At 73.9% G+C, this 16,924-nt stretch carries 18 protein-coding genes and 1 pseudogene; 11 read left to right on the forward strand and 8 right to left on the reverse strand.

The window, feature by feature from the left end; all coding sequences use genetic code 11:
- The first annotated feature begins 31 nt into the window (after positions 1 to 31).
- On the forward strand, positions 32 to 1,135 hold the full coding sequence (locus tag ABZS51_RS02235; RefSeq protein ID WP_355435048.1) for a YbdK family carboxylate-amine ligase: 1,104 nt from the start codon (positions 32 to 34) through the stop codon (positions 1,133 to 1,135).
- Between the two features lie 33 nt (positions 1,136 to 1,168).
- On the opposite strand, the gene ABZS51_RS02240 is transcribed toward ABZS51_RS02235, so the two are convergent.
- On the reverse strand, positions 1,169 to 2,182 hold the full coding sequence (locus tag ABZS51_RS02240; RefSeq protein ID WP_355435051.1) for a zinc-binding alcohol dehydrogenase family protein: 1,014 nt from the start codon (positions 2,180 to 2,182) through the stop codon (positions 1,169 to 1,171).
- Between the two features lie 211 nt (positions 2,183 to 2,393).
- On the opposite strand from ABZS51_RS02240, the gene ABZS51_RS02245 reads away from it, so the two are divergent.
- The 7 genes from ABZS51_RS02245 to ABZS51_RS02275 are packed head-to-tail and all read left to right on the forward strand — an operon-like array spanning position 2,394 to position 10,261.
- Complete coding sequence (locus ABZS51_RS02245) at positions 2,394 to 3,428, forward strand: LLM class flavin-dependent oxidoreductase (protein WP_355435054.1); 1,035 nt, start codon at positions 2,394 to 2,396, stop codon at positions 3,426 to 3,428.
- Positions 3,425 to 4,579, forward strand: a complete 1,155-nt coding sequence (locus ABZS51_RS02250) for an LLM class flavin-dependent oxidoreductase (protein WP_355435057.1) — start codon at positions 3,425 to 3,427, stop codon at positions 4,577 to 4,579. The genes ABZS51_RS02245 and ABZS51_RS02250 overlap by 4 nt, the downstream gene beginning before the upstream one ends.
- The gene (locus ABZS51_RS02255; RefSeq protein WP_355435060.1) at positions 4,576 to 5,100 is read left to right on the forward strand and encodes a flavin reductase family protein; all 525 of its coding nucleotides are present in this window, start codon (positions 4,576 to 4,578) and stop codon (positions 5,098 to 5,100) included. The genes ABZS51_RS02250 and ABZS51_RS02255 overlap by 4 nt, the downstream gene beginning before the upstream one ends.
- A gap of 11 nt (positions 5,101 to 5,111) precedes the next feature.
- A complete protein-coding gene (locus ABZS51_RS02260) occupies positions 5,112 to 6,734 on the forward strand; it encodes an ABC transporter substrate-binding protein (protein WP_355435063.1) in 1,623 nt (540 codons plus the stop codon).
- Complete coding sequence (locus ABZS51_RS02265; RefSeq protein WP_355435065.1) at positions 6,731 to 7,681, forward strand: ABC transporter permease; 951 nt, start codon at positions 6,731 to 6,733, stop codon at positions 7,679 to 7,681. The genes ABZS51_RS02260 and ABZS51_RS02265 overlap by 4 nt, the downstream gene beginning before the upstream one ends.
- The gene (locus tag ABZS51_RS02270) at positions 7,681 to 8,532 is read left to right on the forward strand and encodes an ABC transporter permease (RefSeq protein ID WP_355435068.1); all 852 of its coding nucleotides are present in this window, start codon (positions 7,681 to 7,683) and stop codon (positions 8,530 to 8,532) included. The genes ABZS51_RS02265 and ABZS51_RS02270 overlap by 1 nt, the downstream gene beginning before the upstream one ends.
- A gap of 40 nt (positions 8,533 to 8,572) precedes the next feature.
- Entirely contained in the window at positions 8,573 to 10,261 is a 1,689-nt protein-coding gene (locus tag ABZS51_RS02275) for an ABC transporter ATP-binding protein (protein WP_355435071.1), read from the forward strand.
- Between the two features lie 514 nt (positions 10,262 to 10,775).
- Here the strand turns inward: ABZS51_RS02275 and ABZS51_RS02280 are convergent.
- A complete protein-coding gene (locus ABZS51_RS02280; RefSeq protein WP_355435074.1) occupies positions 10,776 to 11,549 on the reverse strand; it encodes an alpha/beta hydrolase in 774 nt (257 codons plus the stop codon).
- Between the two features lie 105 nt (positions 11,550 to 11,654).
- Between ABZS51_RS02280 and ABZS51_RS02285 the strand changes: the two genes are divergently transcribed.
- A complete protein-coding gene (locus ABZS51_RS02285; protein WP_355435077.1) occupies positions 11,655 to 12,062 on the forward strand; it encodes an SRPBCC family protein in 408 nt (135 codons plus the stop codon).
- 11 nt (positions 12,063 to 12,073) lie between these two features.
- Here ABZS51_RS02285 and ABZS51_RS02290 read toward each other — a convergent pair whose 3' ends face one another.
- From ABZS51_RS02290 to ABZS51_RS02300, 3 genes and pseudogenes are all read right to left on the reverse strand, one after another.
- Entirely contained in the window at positions 12,074 to 12,244 is a 171-nt protein-coding gene (locus ABZS51_RS02290; protein WP_355435080.1) for a hypothetical protein, read from the reverse strand.
- 118 nt (positions 12,245 to 12,362) lie between these two features.
- Positions 12,363 to 13,115: a MerR family transcriptional regulator gene (locus tag ABZS51_RS02295; RefSeq protein ID WP_355435395.1), complete on the reverse strand. Its 753-nt coding sequence runs from the start codon at positions 13,113 to 13,115 to the stop codon at positions 12,363 to 12,365.
- 42 nt (positions 13,116 to 13,157) lie between these two features.
- Positions 13,158 to 13,293: pseudogene (locus ABZS51_RS02300) on the reverse strand (MerR family transcriptional regulator); the annotation flags it as partial.
- Between the two features lie 59 nt (positions 13,294 to 13,352).
- On the opposite strand from ABZS51_RS02300, the gene ABZS51_RS02305 reads away from it, so the two are divergent.
- Entirely contained in the window at positions 13,353 to 13,904 is a 552-nt protein-coding gene (locus ABZS51_RS02305; RefSeq protein ID WP_355435083.1) for a GNAT family protein, read from the forward strand.
- A 3-nt stretch (positions 13,905 to 13,907) separates the two neighbouring features.
- Here ABZS51_RS02305 and ABZS51_RS02310 read toward each other — a convergent pair whose 3' ends face one another.
- The gene (locus ABZS51_RS02310) at positions 13,908 to 14,171 is read right to left on the reverse strand and encodes a hypothetical protein (RefSeq protein WP_310706966.1); all 264 of its coding nucleotides are present in this window, start codon (positions 14,169 to 14,171) and stop codon (positions 13,908 to 13,910) included.
- A 73-nt stretch (positions 14,172 to 14,244) separates the two neighbouring features.
- On the opposite strand from ABZS51_RS02310, the gene ABZS51_RS02315 reads away from it, so the two are divergent.
- On the forward strand, positions 14,245 to 14,727 hold the full coding sequence (locus ABZS51_RS02315; protein ID WP_355435086.1) for a GNAT family N-acetyltransferase: 483 nt from the start codon (positions 14,245 to 14,247) through the stop codon (positions 14,725 to 14,727).
- Between the two features lie 6 nt (positions 14,728 to 14,733).
- Here ABZS51_RS02315 and ABZS51_RS02320 read toward each other — a convergent pair whose 3' ends face one another.
- Positions 14,734 to 15,372, reverse strand: a complete 639-nt coding sequence (locus ABZS51_RS02320) for a GPP34 family phosphoprotein (RefSeq protein WP_355435089.1) — start codon at positions 15,370 to 15,372, stop codon at positions 14,734 to 14,736.
- The gene (locus tag ABZS51_RS02325; RefSeq protein ID WP_355435092.1) at positions 15,369 to 16,754 is read right to left on the reverse strand and encodes an APC family permease; all 1,386 of its coding nucleotides are present in this window, start codon (positions 16,752 to 16,754) and stop codon (positions 15,369 to 15,371) included. Before ABZS51_RS02325 ends, ABZS51_RS02320 begins: the two co-directional genes overlap by 4 nt.
- Between the last annotated feature and the right edge of the window lie 170 nt (positions 16,755 to 16,924).

A 16,924-nucleotide genomic window follows, 5' to 3' on the forward strand; every position in this document is an offset into this window, starting at 1 on the left:
GCGTAGCTAGTGATGGCGAGGAGGTGGGCACGTGGTCATCACCTCCGAGGCGGTCGGAGTCGCGACCCGGACGCTCACGATGGGTGTGGAGGAGGAGTTCCTCCTCGTGAACCGTGCAGGCGGCGACCTCTCCCTGTGCGGCCCCGAGATCACCGGCCTGCTCGGCGACGAGCGGGTCAAGACCGAAGTCATGCGCTACCAGCTCGAAACGGTCACCGGCGTGTGCGGCTGTCCCGAGGAGGCGGGCGGCCAGCTCCTGGAGTTGCGCCGCCGCGCCGCCGCCGCCGCGGCCGAGGCGGGCTGCCTGCTCCTGGCCTCCGGGGTCGCGCCGCAGCGCCTTCCCGGCGGGCCCGCCGTGACGCCCGACCCGCGTTACCGCGAGCTGGACAGGCGCTTCGGCCGGCTGCTGGCCCGCACCGGCACCTGCGGCTGTCACGTCCACGTCGGCATACCGTCGCGCGAGGTGGGCGTGCAGGTGCTGACCCGGATGCGGCCGTGGCTGGCCACGCTGCTCGCGGTCAGCGCCAACTCGCCGATCGCGAACGGCCACGACACCGGGTGGGAGAGCACGAGGTACAAACGCTGGACGCGCTGGCCCTCGGCCATGGCGCCCCGGGTGTGGCGATCGGCCGCCGACTACGACGCGGCGGTGTGCCGGCTGATCCGCCGGGGGAAGGCGATCGACGAGCGCGGCGTCTACTTCCACGCCCGGCTGTCGTGCCGCTATCCGACGGTTGAGCTGCGCGTCATGGACACCGGCCTGTCGATCGACGACACCGTCCTCGTGACCGGTCTGGCGCGGACGCTGGTCGGCCTCGCCCTGGCCGAGCTGCGGGCGGGCGAGCCGATCCGGCGCATCGGCGACATGCGCGTCGCCGCCGCGCTGAACGCCGCCGCCCGCCACGGGCTGGGCGCCCTCACTCGCGACCCGTACACGGGCCGGGTGGTGAGCCACGAGCGGATGCTCGCCACGCTGCTGGACCGCGTCGCCGATCCCGGCCCGATCGCCGGGCTGCTCCAGCGCTTCCGGGAGCGGGGGACCGGCGCCGCGCGGCAGCGGGCGATGTGGGCGGCGGCCGGCTCGCCCCAGGAGTTCGCCCGGATGATGGCCGACGCCACGCTGCGCAGGGGGTGAGACGGCGGCGCCCGGAGCCCTTCCCGGCCTCGCTCAGGCGTCCATGTGCAGGACGGCGGCCCCGGTGACGCGGTCGGCCGCCAGGTCGGCGAGGGCCTGCCCGGCCTCGTCCAGCCCGTACGGGACCGTGGTGACGTGCAGCGGGCTGCGCGCGGCGTGCTCCAGCAGGGCGCGGCCGTCGGCGCGCGTGTTCGCGGTGACGCTGCGCAGGGTGCGCTCCTGGAACAGGTGCTCCTGGTAGTTCAGGGACGGGATGTCGGTCAGGTGGATCCCGGCCACCGCGAGCGTGCCGCCGCGGTCCAGGGCGGCCAGCGCGACCGGTACCAGGTCGCCCACGGGCGCGAACAGGATGGCGGCGTCCAGCGGCTCCGGCGGCGCGTCGTAGGCGTCGCCCGCCGAGGCGGCGCCCAGCTCCAGCGCCAGCCGCCGGGCCTGCGCGGCGCGGGTCAGCACGTGCACGGTCGCGCCCCGGGCGATGGCCACCTGGGCGGTCAGGTGGGCCGAGGCGCCGAACCCGTACACCCCGAGGCGCCCGCCGGCCGGCAGCTCGGCGCGCAGCAGCGCCCGGTAGCCGATGATGCCCGCGCAGAGCAGGGGCGCCAGCTTCTCGGCCGGAGGATCGGCGGGCAGTGGGTGGACGAAGTCCTGGGGAGCGGTCAGGTACTCGGCGTAGCCCCCGTCGGCGTCCCAGCCGGTGTAGCGGGAGTACGGGCAGAGGTTCTCGGCGCCGCGGACGCAGTAGCGGCAGGTGCCGCAGGCCGAGCGCAGCCAGGCCACGCCCACGCGGGCGCCGTCGGGCAGGTCCGCCCCGGGGCCGCGGCCCGCGACGCGGCCCACGACCTCGTGCCCGGGGACCGTGCGCGGACGTCGCGGCGTCAGGTCGCCCTCCGCGAGGTGCAGGTCGGTACGGCAGACGGCGCACACCTCGACCTTGACGAGCACCTCGCCGGGGCCGGGTGCGGGCACGGCCGTCCGCACGCGCTCCAGCGGTCCCGTGGCCATGGGCCCGGGCCGCGCCACCACCCACGCGGTCATCGTCTCCGCCATACCTCCATGGTCACATGCCGGCCCGGCCCCGCCCTGTCGCGCCCGCCCCGGCCCCGTGCCCGACGAAAGGGTCGCCGACAAAAAGGGACAAAGGGGTTGACCTTGAAACCTAGTTTTCCTACAGTTTTTATAGGTAATACGGTGGCGATCCCGAGGGGCCGCCGCCGGCCGACCGCTACGAGCCCGACCGCTACGAGCCCGTGGGGGCACGATGAAGTTCCTGCTGATCACCCTGATCACGTACGACGGCCGGAAGTCCGCCACCGAGCGGTTCCGCGAGGTGGTCGCCAACGCCGTGCTCGCCGAGGAGCTCGGCTTCGACGGGTTCGGCGTGGGGGAGCGGCACGAGCGGCCGTTCATCTCGTCCTCGCCGCCGGTCGTGCTGAGCCACATCGCCGCCCACACCTCCACCATCCGCCTGTTCACCGCCGTCACCACCCTCAGCCTGCTCGACCCCGTCCGTGCCTACGAGGACTACGCCACCCTCGACCACCTGTCCGGAGGCCGCCTCGAACTGATCATCGGCAAGGGCAACGGCGCCGCCCAGGCCCAGCTCTTCCACGTCACCCCCGAGGACCAGTGGGCGCGCAACCAGGAGGGCTACGAGCTGTTCCGGCGGCTGTGGCGCGAGGACAAGGTCACCTGGGAGGGCCGCTTCCGCCCGTCGCTCACCGACGCCGAGACCTGGCCCCGCCCGCTCCAGCGGCCGATCCGCGTCTGGCACGGCAGCGCCACCAGCAAGGACTCCGTCGAGCTGGCCGCCAAGTACGGCGATCCGCTGTTCTCGGCCAACGTCACCAACCCCATCGAGCCGTACGCGGAGCTGATCGACCACTACCGCGAACGCTGGGCCCACCACGGCCACGACCCCGCCGACGCGCTCGTCGGAGCCGGCACCGCCGGCTACTACGCCGCCCGCACCTCCCAGGAGGCCATCGAGACCTACCGCCCCATCTTCGACGCCCGCCGCGCCCTGTCCGAGAAGCACGGGGTGCGGCCCGTCTTCCACTCGCTGGAGGACGCCGTCGAACGCGGCTCCATCCTCGTCGGCAGCCCGCAGCAGATCATCGACAAGGTCCACCGCTACCACAGGCGTTTCGGCCACGAGGTCATGCACCTGCACGCCGACGCCGACGGCCTGACCGACAAGCAGCACCGCGAGGCGATGGAGCTCTTCCAGGCCGAGATCGCGCCCGTGCTGCGCAAGGAGATCCCCAGCCGGCCCTTCCCGGAGGCACGCGCATGACGACCCCGCTGTCCGTCCTCGACCTGTCACCCATCCCGTCCGGCGGGAGCGCCGCCGACGCGCTGCGCAACACCCTCGACCTGGCCCGGCGGGCCGACGAGCTCGGCTACCACCGGTACTGGCTGGCCGAGCACCACCTCGCCGCCGGGGTGGCCGGCTCGGCGCCCGCCGTGCTCATCGGACTCGTGGCCGCCGCCACCAGCCGCATCAGGGTCGGCTCCGGCGCCGTCCAGCTAGGGCACCAGACGCCGCTGGCACTGGTCGAGCAGTTCGGCCTGATCGAGGCGCTGCACCCGGGCCGCGTCGATCTCGGCCTCGGCCGCTCCGGCCACCGCGGACCGTCGTCCGAGAAGACCCCCGGAACGCCCCGTGAGCCGGTCACCCGCGCCGGCCACGTCGTGGACGGGCTGCTCATCCCGCCGCCCTTCGACCCCACCCGGCTGATCGCCTCGCCCCGCCTGGCCTTCCAGGCGTCGCTGCTGTGGCAGCCCGGCGGCCACGCCCCGGCCTTCGCCGACCAGGTGGACGACATCCTCGCCTTCCTCCACGGCGAGTACCGGGCGCCGGAGGGCTGGACCGTCCACGCCGTGCCGGGCGAGGGAGCCGACGTGGAGGTGTGGATCCTCGGCAGCAGCGGCGGCGAGAGCGCCCGGGTGGCGGGCGAGCGCGGCCTGCCCTTCGCGGCCAACTACCACGTCAGCCCGGCGACGGTGCTGGAGGCCGTGGCCGGCTACCGGGAGGCGTTCAAGCCGTCGGCGGCGCTGGCCGAGCCGTACGTGATCGTCTCGGCGGACGTGCTGGTGGCGCCCGACGACGACACCGCCGCCGAGCTGGCCGAGCCGTACGGGCTGTGGGTGCGCGACATCCGCACCGGGGCGGGCGCCCCGCCGTACCCGACGACCGGCCAGGCCCGCGCGCACACCTGGAGCGACGAGGAGCGGGCGCTCGTCCAGGACCGGATCGACACCCGCTTCGTCGGCACCCCCGAGCGGGTCGCCGAGCGGCTGGACGTGCTGCGCCGCGTCACCGGCGCCGACGAGCTGCTCATCACCACCATCGCCCACGGCCACGCCGAGCGGGTCCGCTCGTACGAGCTGCTCGCCGCCGCCTGGCACGAGCTGGACGCCCGCACGGAAGGAACGGCGGCATGACGGAGACGCTGCACGGCCGGGCACAGGCCGAGGCGGTGGACGCGGACCGGTTCAAGGAGGCGCTGGCCGTCCACGCCGCCGGCGTCGTCGTGATCACCGCGCGGAGCGAGGGCGTCCCCGTGGGGCTGACCGCGACGTCGTTCTCGTCCGTCAGCCTCGACCCGCCGCTCGTCTCCTTCTACGTCGATCGTTCCTCCACCACCTGGCCCTGGCTGCGCACCGCCGGCCACTTCGCGGTGAACATCCTGGCCGGCGACCAGGCGGAGCTGGCCGCCCGGTTCGCCCGCAAGAACGTCGACCGCTTCGCCGAGCCCACCCGGTGGCGGCCGGGCCCGCTCGGCGCGCCGCTGCTCCAGGACGTGTCCGCCCACCTGATCTGCCTGCCGTACGACACCTCGCACGTGGGCGACCACGTGCTCGTCGTCGGCCTCGTCGCCGAGGCCACGGTGCACGGCGAGAGCCGTCCCCTCCTCTACCACCAGGGCCGGTTCGGCCGTTTCCTCGCCCATCCCCCGTCGTGAAGGGAACACCCGTGAAGCACCTCCGCAGGACGCTTCCCCTGCTGGTCGCCGCGTCGCTGACGGTGACCGCGTGCGGCGGCGCGCCCCGCGAGACGGCCGCGGCCGCCGACGGCGGCAGCCTCACCTGGGCCGTCGAGACGCAGCCGGTCACCTTCAACCCGCACCTGTGGGCGCAGAACAAGGCCCGCCTGCTCGTGTGGAACCAGTTCGACGCGCTGCTGTCCCGGGGTGAGGACGGCTCGTTCGCGCCCTGGCTGGCCCGCTCCTGGGAGGTGTCGGCCGACGGCCGCACCTACACCTTCCACCTGAGGGAGGGCGTGACGTTCCACGACGGGGAGAAGTTCGACGCCGCGGCCGTCAAGGCCAACCTCGACCGGTTCCGCGTCCCCGGCTACAACCCGACCGTGGCGTCGATCCAGCTCAGCGCCTTGGAACGGGTCGAGGTGGTGTCCCCGGCCGAGCTGAAGGTCCACCTCAAGCGGCCCGACGCGCTCTTCCTCGACTTCCTCGCCTCGCCGTACGGCGGGCAGGTCTCCCCCAAGTCGCTCAGGACCGCCAAGAACCTCAAGGCCGGCGGCCCCGACCTCGTCGGCACCGGACCCTTCATCCTGGACCGGTACGTCCAGGGCCAGGAGGTCCACTACCGGCGCAACCCCGCCTACGCCTGGGCGCCCCCCACGGCCGCGCACCAGGGGCCCGCCCACCTGGCCGAGGTCACCTACCGGTTCCTGCCCGAGTCGGCCGTCCGGGTCGGCGCCCTGACCTCCGGCCAGGCCGAGGTCATCGAGGGCGTCCCGGCCACCGAGGTGGACCTGGTCAAGAAGGACCCGGACCTCGCCTTCCAGACCGCGCTCAACTCCGGCTCCGCCTACACCTACTACTTCAACACCGGCCACGCCCCCTTCGACGACAAGCGGGTGCGGGAGGCGTTCCGCGAGGCCGTGGACCTCGACGCCGTGCTCGCCTCCGTCTACCGGGGACAGGCCACCCGCGCGTGGAGCGTCGTGGGCAAGGCCGGCCCGTTCTACGACGCCTCGCTGGAGCGGACGTACGGGGGCGACACCGCCAAGGCCAACGCCCTGCTCGACCAGGCCGGCTGGACCACCCGCGACGCCCAGGGGTTCCGCACCAGGGACGGGAAGAGGCTGACGGTCCGCACGGTCTCCGCGGCGCCGTTCGTCCGCGACCGGCGCGAGATCCTCGCCCAGGCCATCCAGGCCCAGGTCAAGCAGAACGCCGGGATCGACTTCCAGATCAGGATCGTGGACCAGGGCTCGGCGCAGCAGGCGCTGGACCGCGACGAGTACGAGGTGTTCGAGAACTCCCGCGGCGACACCGACGCCGGCGCGGCGCTCAACCTCATCCTGGCCAGGCAGGCGCCCATCAACCGCACCCACTTCTCCGACGCCTCGATCGACACCTGGCTCACGCGGGCGTCGCGCGTGTCCGACGTCAAGACCCGGACCGCCCTGTACGCGAAGGTCCAGCGGGCCGTGGTCGCCGAGAACGCGATCGCCTTCCCGATCTACGTGCCGTCGGACCAGCTCGCCGCCCGGCGCAGCGTCGGCGGGCTCGGCTTCGACCCGGTCTCGGGCACCCCGAAGAGCGCCTACGACGTCCGGATCACCCCGTGACCCCCCTCTTGAATCCGTTACGGGTGGCGGCCCTGCGGGCGGTGCTGCGGATCGGGTCGGCCGTGGCCGTGCTGTGGGCCGCCGCGACCGTCTCCTACCTGGCGCTCTGGCTGGCCCCCGGCGACACCGTGGACATCCTCGTCGGCGACGGCCCCGACACCCCCGAGATCAGGGCGAGGATCGTCGCCGAGTGGGGCCTGGACCGCCCCGAGGTGGTCCAGTACCTCGCCTACCTCGGCCGCCTCCTCCACGGCGACCTCGGCCGGTCGTACCAGCTCCAGCGGGGCGTCGGCGAGGTGCTGGCCACGCAGGTGTGGCCCACGGCGCAGCTCACCCTCGCCGCGGCCGGCGCCGGCGTCGCGCTGGCCGTCGTGATCGCCCTGCTCACCGCGGGCCGGTCACGGTGGCCGCGCCGCCTCGCCTCCGCCGCCGAGCTGGTGTCGGTGTCCGTGCCGCAGTTCGTCATCGGCATGCTGCTCCTGGTCGTGTTCTCGTTCTCGCTGGGCTGGTTCCCCGTCTCGGGGGCGCGGGACCTGTCGGCGCTGGTCCTGCCGGCCCTGGCTCTCGGGCTGCCGATCGCCGGGGTGCTGGGGCAGGTGCTGCGCGAGGGGCTGGAACGGGCGCTGGAGCAGCCGTTCGCGGTCACGGCCCGCTCGCGCGGGCTCACCGAGCGCGCCCTGGTGGCCCGGCACGCGCTCCGGCACGCCGCCCTCCCCACCGTGACGCTGACCGGCTGGTTCGTCGGCGTGCTGCTGGGCGGGGCCGTCATCACCGAGGCGCTGTTCGGCCGGCCCGGGCTCGGCCAGGTCACGATGCAGGCGGTCACGGGCAAGGACATGCCGGTCGTCATGGCCGTGGTCATCCTGTCGGCGGGGGTGTACGTGACCGTCAGCACGCTGCTGGACCTGGCCTACCGCCTCATCGACCCGCGACTGAGGAGCACGTGATGACCGCCGCCGCGGACGCCGCCCCGCCTCGCCCCACCCGCGCCCCGCTGGTCCTCCCGGCCCTCTTCCTCCCGATCCTCTTCCTCGCCGTCCTGGCCGTGGCCGTCGCCGCCCCCGGCCTCGTAGCCGGCGCCGACCCGCTCGCCGCCGACCCGCTGCGCGCGCTGGCGCCCCCCGGCGCCGGGCATCTGCTGGGCACCGACCACCTGGGCCGCGACGTGCTGGCCCGGGTCGTCCACGGGGCGCGGCACTCGCTCAGCATCGGCGTCCTGGCCACCGCCGTCGCCGTGACGGCCGGCGTGCTGCTGGGCCTGGCCGCCGGGCTGGCGCACCGGTGGGCGGGCGAGGCGCTGGCCCGCGCGTTCGACGTGCTCTCGACCTTCCCCGAGCTGCTGCTCGCGCTCCTGGTCGTCGCCGTCACCGGCCCGGGCACGGTGAACGTGGTGTTCGCCATCGGCATCGCCCAGATCCCCACGTACGCCCGGGTGGTGCGCGCCCAGACCTTCGTGGTCCGCAGGTCCGGGTACGTGGAGCAGGCGGTCACCTTCGGCCACTCCCGGGGCCGGATCGTCGCCCGCCACGTGCTCCCGAACGCCCTGGGCCCCATCCCGGTCCTGGCCACCCTCGGGCTCGGCCAGGCGATCGTCGCCGCCTCGGGGCTCAGCTTCCTCGGCATGGGGCCGCAGCCGCCCGCCGCCGAATGGGGCGCGATGCTCTCCGAGGCCCGCAACTACCTGCGGGTCGCCTGGTGGGAGGCGCTGTTCCCCGGCCTGGCCGTCACCCTGACCGTCGTCTGCGTGACCGTGGTCGGCCGCCGCCTGCAACGCCGCTTCGAGGGGAGGGCCGCATGACCCGCCCGGCCGTACAGGACACCACCCCGGAGGACGACCGATGACCGAGCTCGCCGTACGCCAGGAGGGTCCCGTCGCGGCCGGTGGGCCGCTGGTGGAGGTGCGGGACCTGCGTGTGTCGTTCCCCGGCGCGGGGGTGGAGGCCGTGCGGGGCGTGTCGTTCACGATCGCGCCCGGCGAGTGCGTGGCCGTCGTGGGCGAGTCGGGGTCGGGCAAGAGCGTCACGGCCCGCGCCCTGCTCGGCCTGGCCGGGCCGGGCTCGGTCGTCGGGGCGTCGGCGCTGACGGTGGACGGCCGGGACGCGCTCGCCTTCGGGCCGCGCGACTGGCGGCGCGTGCGCGGCGGCTTCGCCGGGCTGGTGCTGCAGGACGCGCTGGTCTCGCTGGACCCGCTGCGCACCGTGGGCGCGGAGATCGCCGAGGTCCTCGCCGTCCACGGCCCCGGATCCTCCGCCGTCTCCCGAGCCGGGTCACGGGCGGAGCGGGCGGCTCGCGTACGGGAGCTGCTGGAGGCCGTCGGCGTGCCCGAGCCCGAGGTGCGGGCGGGACAGTACCCGCACGAGCTGTCCGGCGGGCTGCGGCAGCGGGCGCTCATCGCCTCCGCCATCGCCGCCGGGCCCCCGCTGATCATCGCCGACGAGCCCACCACGGCGCTGGACGTCACCGTGCAGGCCGGGATCCTCCGGCTGCTGGCCGCCCGCAAGGCCGCCGGCACGGCGCTCCTGATGATCAGCCACGACCTGGCCGTGGTGTCGTCGATCGCGGACACGATCCTCGTGATGAAGGACGGCCGCGTCGTCGAGGAGGGCCCCGCGGGGGACGTCCTGGCCTCGCCCGCGCACCCCTACACCCGCGCCCTGCTGGCGGCGGTCCCGTCGGCGGCCACCAAGGGCACGCGTTTGTCCGCCTCATCTCCCCTCCAGGCCACGCCCACCCCGTCAGTGCCACCGGACCCGGCCGCCGGGAACGGTCCGGCTGCGCTGGACGCGTCCGCCCTGTCCGTCCGGTACGGCCCGCGCACCGCCGTGGACGGCGTCTCCTTCACCCTGCGCCCCGGCGAGGCGCTGGGCGTGGTCGGCGAGTCGGGCTCGGGCAAGACCACCCTGGCCAGGCTCGTCCTCGGCCTGCTGGAGCCGCACGCGGGCGAGGTGCGGCTGCACGGCCGCCCCTGGAGCGGCGTCCCCGAGCGCCACCGCCGCTCGCGCCGGTCCCTCATCCAGGTCGTCTCCCAGAACCCGCTCGACTCCTTCGACCCCCGCCTCACCGTGGGCCGCCTGGTCGCCGAGCCGTTGAGGGGGCCGCGCGGGCCGCGCCTCGTGCAGGCGCTGGAGCTGCTGGAACGCGTCGGCCTGCCCCCGGAGCTGGCCCGCAGGCATCCACGCGAGCTGTCCGGCGGGCAGCGGCAGCGCGTGGCCGTCGCGAGGGCGCTCGCCTCCCGCCCCGAGGTGCTGGTCTGCGACGAGCCGGTCTCCGCGCTGGACGTCTCGATCCAGGCCCAGGTGCTCGACCTGCTGGCGGAGATCCAGCGGCGGGACGGCACGGCGCTGCTGTTCATCTCGCACGACCTGGGCGTCGTCCACCACCTGTGCGACCGGGTGCTGGTGATGAAGGACGGCCGGGTGGTGGAGGAGGGCGGCGTGGACGAGGTGTTCCACCGCCCCCGCGACCCGTACACGCGGGACCTGGTCGCCGCCGTGCCCCGGCTGGCCCCGTCGCCTGGGAGGGCGTGAACGCGGCCCGCCGCCTGCGGAACTCCTCGGCCGTGGGACCCGCCCGCGTGAGACCCGCCGGTGTGAGCTCACGGCGGTGGCGGCTCCGCGGGGGACGGCGGGTCGTCGGGCAGGCGGAACGAGAAGGCGGTACTTCTCCTTCGACGTGCGTGGCGACGGCGACCACCGGGACGGCATTGGGCGGGCGGGCGCCTGGCTGCGCCACATGGACGCCGTCTTCCATCTACCCCTCCGACAGCCCCGTCAGCCGGGCTCGGCCGCGGCGAGATCGGCCTCGCGAGCTGCCCCGCCGAGGTGGCCGAGGTACTGGCGCTGTGCGCGCGGGTCGAGCACGACAGCGGCGGCTACTTCACGGCCCACCCACCCAGCGGGCGCCTCCACCTCGGGCCTGGTCAAGGGCTGGGCGATCGAGCGCGCCTCGGACCCGGGTGGAGGACATGGAGGACCTGAAGGCGCACGGCTGCGGGGCAGACGTGGCGGACCAGCGGCTTCCACCGGCACGTGCCGCCCGAGTTCAGAGGATTCCTGCCCGCTTGGCCGCCCCGTTGATGAGCGCGGCCGTCAGGCCGCCGTGCTGGTACGGGAACGCGTGCGCCCCCGGCACGGTCACCGACCGCCCGTCGGCGGCGGCCGTGGCCAGCCGGTCGGCCCACGCCTGGGGCGAGAACGCGTCGTGGACGCCCCGGGCGACGACCATCGGGCACGACACGGCCGGGGCCAGCTTCTCCGGCTCGTCCTCCTGCGCCGTGCGCACGAACCGGGCCAGCGCCTTCAGCCCCGCCCGCCCGTAGTACGGCATCGTGGCCGGAAGCGTGCCCGCCGGCTCGTGACGGGTCGTCCGGAGGTACGGCACGATCAGCCCGGGACCGGTGCGCAGCTTCGGCGGGAACGTCGGCCCCAGCAGGACCAGCGCCCGCACGAGATCGGACCGCTCGGCGGCCACCCGGAGCGCGACCTGCGCCCCCGTGGAGTGCCCCGCGAGCACGACCGGCCCGGCCGGCACGGACTCCAGCCACCGCGTGACCAGCTCGGTGACGGCGGGCAGCTCGGGCGCGCACGACCACGGCGGCCGGCGCCCGAACCCGGGCACGTCCAGCAGGAACGAGCGCGCCCACGAGCCGCACCCGGCCAGCGTGTCGAACAGGTAGCCCAGGGCGCCGAGCCCGGGGACGATGACGACGGTCCGGCGGTCGGGGTTCTCCCGGCCCGTCTCCAGGCTGCGTACCCGCCGCCCTCCGGCGCCGTCCCAGCGCTCGTCCACCCGCACCCGCCCCATTCCTTCACCCACTCGTCCGTGTCCCCGCCATCCCGGACTACCTATCATGAGTCCCGCCAAACCCACCCGCGCGCCTACAAGCGGTAACACTCGTGACGATCGGGTAGCGACAGCACCATGAGCACGAAGGAATACCACGCCACCCGCGAGGTGGAGGCCCTGGCCGAGGTGGTCTACAACACCGCCGGCGACCTGGATCGGCTGCGCCGCTGGCTGCCCGACGGCGTCACCGCCGAGCACCTGGAGGACGGGCTCGTGCTGGTCCGCTGGCGGCTCGGCGGGCGGCAGGGGGAGACGCGGTGCGCCCTGTCCACGGACGACGAGCGGCTGCGCGTGGAGTGGCGCGCCCAGGACGTGCCGGAAGTGGGCGGCTGGCTGGAGGTCGGCCAGGCCGGCGCCGGCGCGTCGCGGGTAGAGGTGTGCGTGACGGCCCCCGCCGACGCCCACGCGACCGTGGAGAGCCTGACGGAGAGCGCCCTGACCCACCTCCAGGAGGAGGTGGGCGAGAACTTCACCGCCGGATGACGGCCGGGCGCTCAGCTCATGAGGGCCTGGGTGGCCGACTCCTTGAGCCGGGCGTTCGCCCACCGCACCTGCCGGAGCGTCTGCGGGTGGCACCGCTCGGCCAGCTCCAGCAGGGCCCGGCGGCGCGCGCCCTGCGCGGCCTGGGCCAGCAGCTCCCAGTCCAGCGACACCCCCGACGCCACCGGTACAGGTGGCGCAGGTCGGCCAGGAGCAGCAGCCCCGGCTCGCGGCGGCGCCCCAGCCACTCGGCGGCCCCCTCCCGGACGCGCTCGCCTTACCCCGGCCCCGTGAACCCCCTGGTCACTGAGTGACTCGGGCGCGCAGGGCGCGGAGGGTCCAGTCGAGGGCGGGCGTCAGGCTCTCGGGAGGGGGCCAGCCGTTGACGACGGCGAGCAGGCGCAGGTAGCGCTCCCTGCGCGGATCGTTCACCGCCTCCAGGTACTCCAGCAACCCCCCGCCGCCCACGACATCATCGGCGGGCGCCGTCTCGCCGGGCGGGGGCGCGAGCCGGGCGCAGCGTGCCAGGACCGCCGCGACGACGGGCTCCGCCTCCGCCGACACCGGATCGACCCCCGCCGCCACCGCCGGCCGCACCTCCTCCCGTACCATCGCGGCCGCGTCCGGCCGTGGCACGGCGCCGGGAGCCGTGCCCGCCGCGTAGGAGTCCGCCACGCGCCGCATCAGCGCACGGAAGCCGGGGTCGCGGGAGAGCTCGGCCAGCTCCACCCACGCCTCCACCTGTTCGGGCTCGGGATCGTCGGGCAACTCGGGCGTCATCGAGCGCCGGATCCCGGCGAACGCCTCGGCGCCCGCGTCGCCGGGAGCGCCGAACGCGCTGTCGAGGAACTCCCCGATCAGCCGGCGCCGCTCGTCCTCGGAAAGCCTGGCCAGTCTGTGCATGAGCTCCGTCTCCTCAGGGGTTGATCCGCGCCTGGCCACCGCCGTCAGCACCGCCCGCCGCAGCCGCAGCGTCCGGATCTGCACCGCGATGGCCTCGGCGTGCGCCTCGGCGACCTCCGGCAGCGACACCTCCCGCTCCACGACCCTGCGCACCGTGGGCAGGTCCAGCCCCAGCTCGCGCAGCGTCCGTACGAGATCCAGCCGCGCGACGGCCTCGACGCCGTACAGGCGGCGGCACGATGCCCTGATCGGAGTAGAACCGGATGGCCTTGACCGTCAGGCCGGTCCGCCGTGCCAGGTCACCGATCGAGTAGAGCGCGTCACCGTCCATGCCCTCACCCTGCCGTCTCCCCGTACGGGAGACTCAAGCGGCGGTGGCATGATGCCGGGATGGATGATCGTCCCCTCACGATGCCCGAGCTCCCGGCCGGCGGCGGACTCCTGCTGCGCCCGTGGCGGCTGGACGACGTCGCGGCCGTGCGAGAGGCGTCACAGGACCCGTACATCCCGCTGATCACGACCGTGCCGTCGGAATACTCGGAGACGGAGGGCGTCGCGTTCGTGCGGCGCCAGTGGAGCAGGGCCACCGAGGGAGCCGGGTACTCGTTCGCGATCGCGGACGCCGGAACGGGCGACGCGGTCGGCCAGATCGGGCTGTGGCCGGGCCCCCACGGACGGGCGGCGGTGGGCTACTGGGTCGCCGGTCCGGCCCGCGGGCGAGGTGCGGCGGTCGCGGCCTTGCTGGCGATCTCGGCATGGGGGCTGGGACCGCTGGGAATGCCCCGGCTGGAGCTGCACGTCGAGCCGTGGAACACGCCGTCCTGGCGGGCGGCCGAGCGCGCCGGGTTCGTCCGCGAGGGGCTGCTGCGCAGCTGGCGGGAGGTGGGGGGCGAGCGGCGCGACATGTACGTGTACGGGAAGGTCGCCGCGGACCTCGCCTGAACGCTAGGGGCGTGACCAGGGGGTCAGGGGATCGGGGGGCTCCAGGAACCGTTTCGCCTTGGCCACGCAGTCCGGGCAGACGGGCTCCTCGACCGACCGGGCCACAGCTTCCGGGGTGGGCTCGCGCATCGAGCCCAGGACCGTCATGCCGGGCGGAAAGCCGGTCTCCGGGTCGATCGCGAACATCGTGACCGCCGCCGGATCGAAGCCGAACGTCCGCCTGCAGCCGTAACAGCGGCCGATCGTGGTGATCCGCTCGTCCGTCATGTGATGTCCACCAGGGCCTTTTCAGGGTCCATGCGCCCATGGTCGCACACCATGTCCGAGAGAGAGGTAGCCCGTGTCAGCGTTGAAAGTCCGTCAGGCGACCCCCCAGGACGCCGCCCTCCTCGCCGGGATGAACCCCCACGTCCATGGCCTGCACGCCGACAATCGGCCGGACCTGTTCCAGGCGCGGCCCTCGGCCGAGGAGCTCACGAAGCGGTTCGCGGAGCGGCTCGGGCAGGAGTCCACGCGGATCTTCGTGGCCGAACCGGCGGACGGTGAGTGCGCCGGGTACGCGGAGGCGACGGTGTACCACCGGGGGCCCAGCGTGCTGCTGAACGCGGACTCGTTCATCGCCCTGAACCAGATCGTCGTGGCGCCGGAGGCCAAGCGGCTCGGGGTCGCGACCGCGTTGCTGGAGGCCGTGCGGGAGGCGGGCAGGGAGGCCGGGTGCCGGCGCCTGGTGACCGAGGTCTGGGAGTTCAACGAGGGCGCGCGCTCCTTCTACGAGGCGGCCGGCCTCCAGCCCATGAAGCGCATGCTGGAGCAGCCCCTCTGACCCCCTTCACCGGTACACGGCGACGGCGGCCTCGGCGACCAGGGTGTCGACGATGTGCACGAGCTCCTTCACCGTCGGCGAGTGCTCGTCGGCGATGGCGCGCAGGCGTTCGACGAGCCGGCCCGACGGCTGGCTCAGGTAGAGCTCATCCTCCACCCGCAGCACCGCCACCAGGCCGCACAGCGTGGCGCACCCCGCGTCGGGCTGCTTGAACCCCTCCGCGGCCGACCGCACCCCCGACGACGCCCGTACGGCCCAGGAGATGTCGGTGAGCTGGTAGCGCAGGTAGGGCAGCATGCCCATGCGCCGCCTGGTCACCGGGGCCAGCACACCCTTGGCGACCAGGTCGTCGCGGGTACGGACGTAGATGTCCTTGGCCGCCGCCTTGAACCAGGACCGCACGTCCCGGTGGTCCCGGTCCCGGGGGATCAGGTCGAGGAGGGCGTCGATGACCGGGTCGTCCGTGCGGCGGCGGTCGGAGACGGTGATGCGGCCCTGGACGACGGCGACGCGTTCGGCCAGGACCAGCTCGGTCAGCACCGCCCCGGCCAGCGCCAGGGCCAGCGACGACTGGTGGGTCAGGAGCTTGCCGGCCTCGTTGTGGGCCATGAGGTGGAGGTCCTGGTGGAGCGGCAGCCGGTTCACACCCGCTCCCGTGGGGCTGCCAGGCCCTGGACGGTGGGCCGGCGTCCGGCGACGTACATGCCGGCCAGGATGATCGCCCCGACGCCGAGCCAGACGAAGCCCGTCACCTGCGCCAGGATGTTGGCGTTGATCACGACGAAGACCAGGATCGCCATCCCGATCAACGGCGAGACCAGGTGCGACCAGAGGTCGGCCGAGCGCTGCCGGATCCGGTAGTGCACGATGACGGACACGTGCAGCACGATGAACGCCAACAGCGCGCCCATGTTGATCAGGCTGCTGAGCACCTCGACGCCGTCCTTGAGGGCGGACACCCACAGCCCGAGCCCGACGGACAGCGCGGAGACGAGCAGGATCGCGTTGGTCGGCACGGAGTTCTTGACGGACACCTTGGCCAGGAACGCCGGGAGCTGGCGGTCACGCGCCATCGCGTACAGCAGGCGTGAGACGGCGACCTGGGCGACCAGGGTGTTGGCCACGCCCCAGGAGACGGCGGTGGCGTTCGAGGTGAGCTGCCGCAGCCAGTCGCCCCCGGCGACGGCGGCGGCGTCCTGGAACGCGGTGTCGCTGCTGTGGGCCAGCAGGCCGGCCGGGTCGGGCACGAGCAGGGCGGCGACCCACACCTGGACGATGAACAGCACGCCGGCCAGGATCAGCGCGAATCGCATGGCCCTGCTCACCTGCGCCGAGCCGCCGGTCGACTCCTCGACGAGCATGCTGATCCCGTCGAACCCGAGGAAGGACAGCGTCGCGACCGACACCGCCGCGAACACCACCGGCCAGGAGAACGTCTCCGGGTTGAACAGCGGCGACAGGCTGAACCCGCTGCCCGCGCCCTGGAGCATCGCCCAGACGCCGGCCACGAGGAACAGCGCCAGCACGACCAGCTCGGCGGCGATCATCACCCTGGTGAGCTTGATCGTCATGCGGACGCCACGCAGGTTGATCACCATGTTGACGGCCACGAAGATGATCAGCCAGGCCCACACCGGCACCTGCGGCACGCCGGCGTTCATGGCCTTGGACGCGATCAGGTAGAGCAGCCCCGGAAGGAGCAGGTAGTCGAGCAGGATCGCCCACCCGGTCATGAACCCGACCGGCGCGCTGATGCCGCGCCCCGCGTAGTTGTAGACCGAGCCGGACAGCGGGAACGCCTTGACCATCTGCGCGTACGAGGCCGCGGTGAACAGCAGGGCGACCATGCCGACCAGGTACGCGAGGACCGGCATGCCGGCGGAGCGGTAGTAGACCAGGCCGAAGATGGCGAACGGCGCGATCGGCACCATGAAGTTGAGGCCGTAGAGGACCAGGTCGGTCAGCCCGACGCCACGACGCAACTCCTGTCGGTAGCCGAACTGCTCGATGTGCTCTTGTGGCTGCACGACAGTCTCTCCATGTCGCCATGCACCGGTGTGCGGGGGGTGACCGCCGGTCCGGACGAAGGTTCGGACATCGCGGAGTTTCGACCCGTGATCCTCCCGTAGCGGAGGGTCGCGTCGCAAGGGGCGGATGGTGCAAATGGGTACTGAGTGCTTGTTGTGACCTCAGGGTG

This window comes from Nonomuraea sp. NPDC005501 (genome assembly GCF_040605905.1).
GTDB lineage: Bacteria > Actinomycetota > Actinomycetes > Streptosporangiales > Streptosporangiaceae > Nonomuraea.

Coding starts and splice junctions, on each gene's coding strand:
- ABZS51_RS02240 (WP_355435051.1), bottom strand. CDS start 2,182: ATGGCGGAGACGATGACCGCGTGGGTGGTGGCGCGGCCCGGGCCCATG.
- ABZS51_RS02245 (WP_355435054.1), top strand. CDS start 2,394: ATGAAGTTCCTGCTGATCACCCTGATCACGTACGACGGCCGGAAGTCC.
- ABZS51_RS02250 (WP_355435057.1), top strand. CDS start 3,425: ATGACGACCCCGCTGTCCGTCCTCGACCTGTCACCCATCCCGTCCGGC.
- ABZS51_RS02255 (WP_355435060.1), top strand. CDS start 4,576: ATGACGGAGACGCTGCACGGCCGGGCACAGGCCGAGGCGGTGGACGCG.
- ABZS51_RS02270 (WP_355435068.1), top strand. CDS start 7,681: ATGACCGCCGCCGCGGACGCCGCCCCGCCTCGCCCCACCCGCGCCCCG.
- ABZS51_RS02275 (WP_355435071.1), top strand. CDS start 8,573: ATGACCGAGCTCGCCGTACGCCAGGAGGGTCCCGTCGCGGCCGGTGGG.
- ABZS51_RS02285 (WP_355435077.1), top strand. CDS start 11,655: ATGAGCACGAAGGAATACCACGCCACCCGCGAGGTGGAGGCCCTGGCC.
- ABZS51_RS02305 (WP_355435083.1), top strand. CDS start 13,353: ATGGATGATCGTCCCCTCACGATGCCCGAGCTCCCGGCCGGCGGCGGA.
- ABZS51_RS02310 (WP_310706966.1), bottom strand. CDS start 14,171: ATGACGGACGAGCGGATCACCACGATCGGCCGCTGTTACGGCTGCAGG.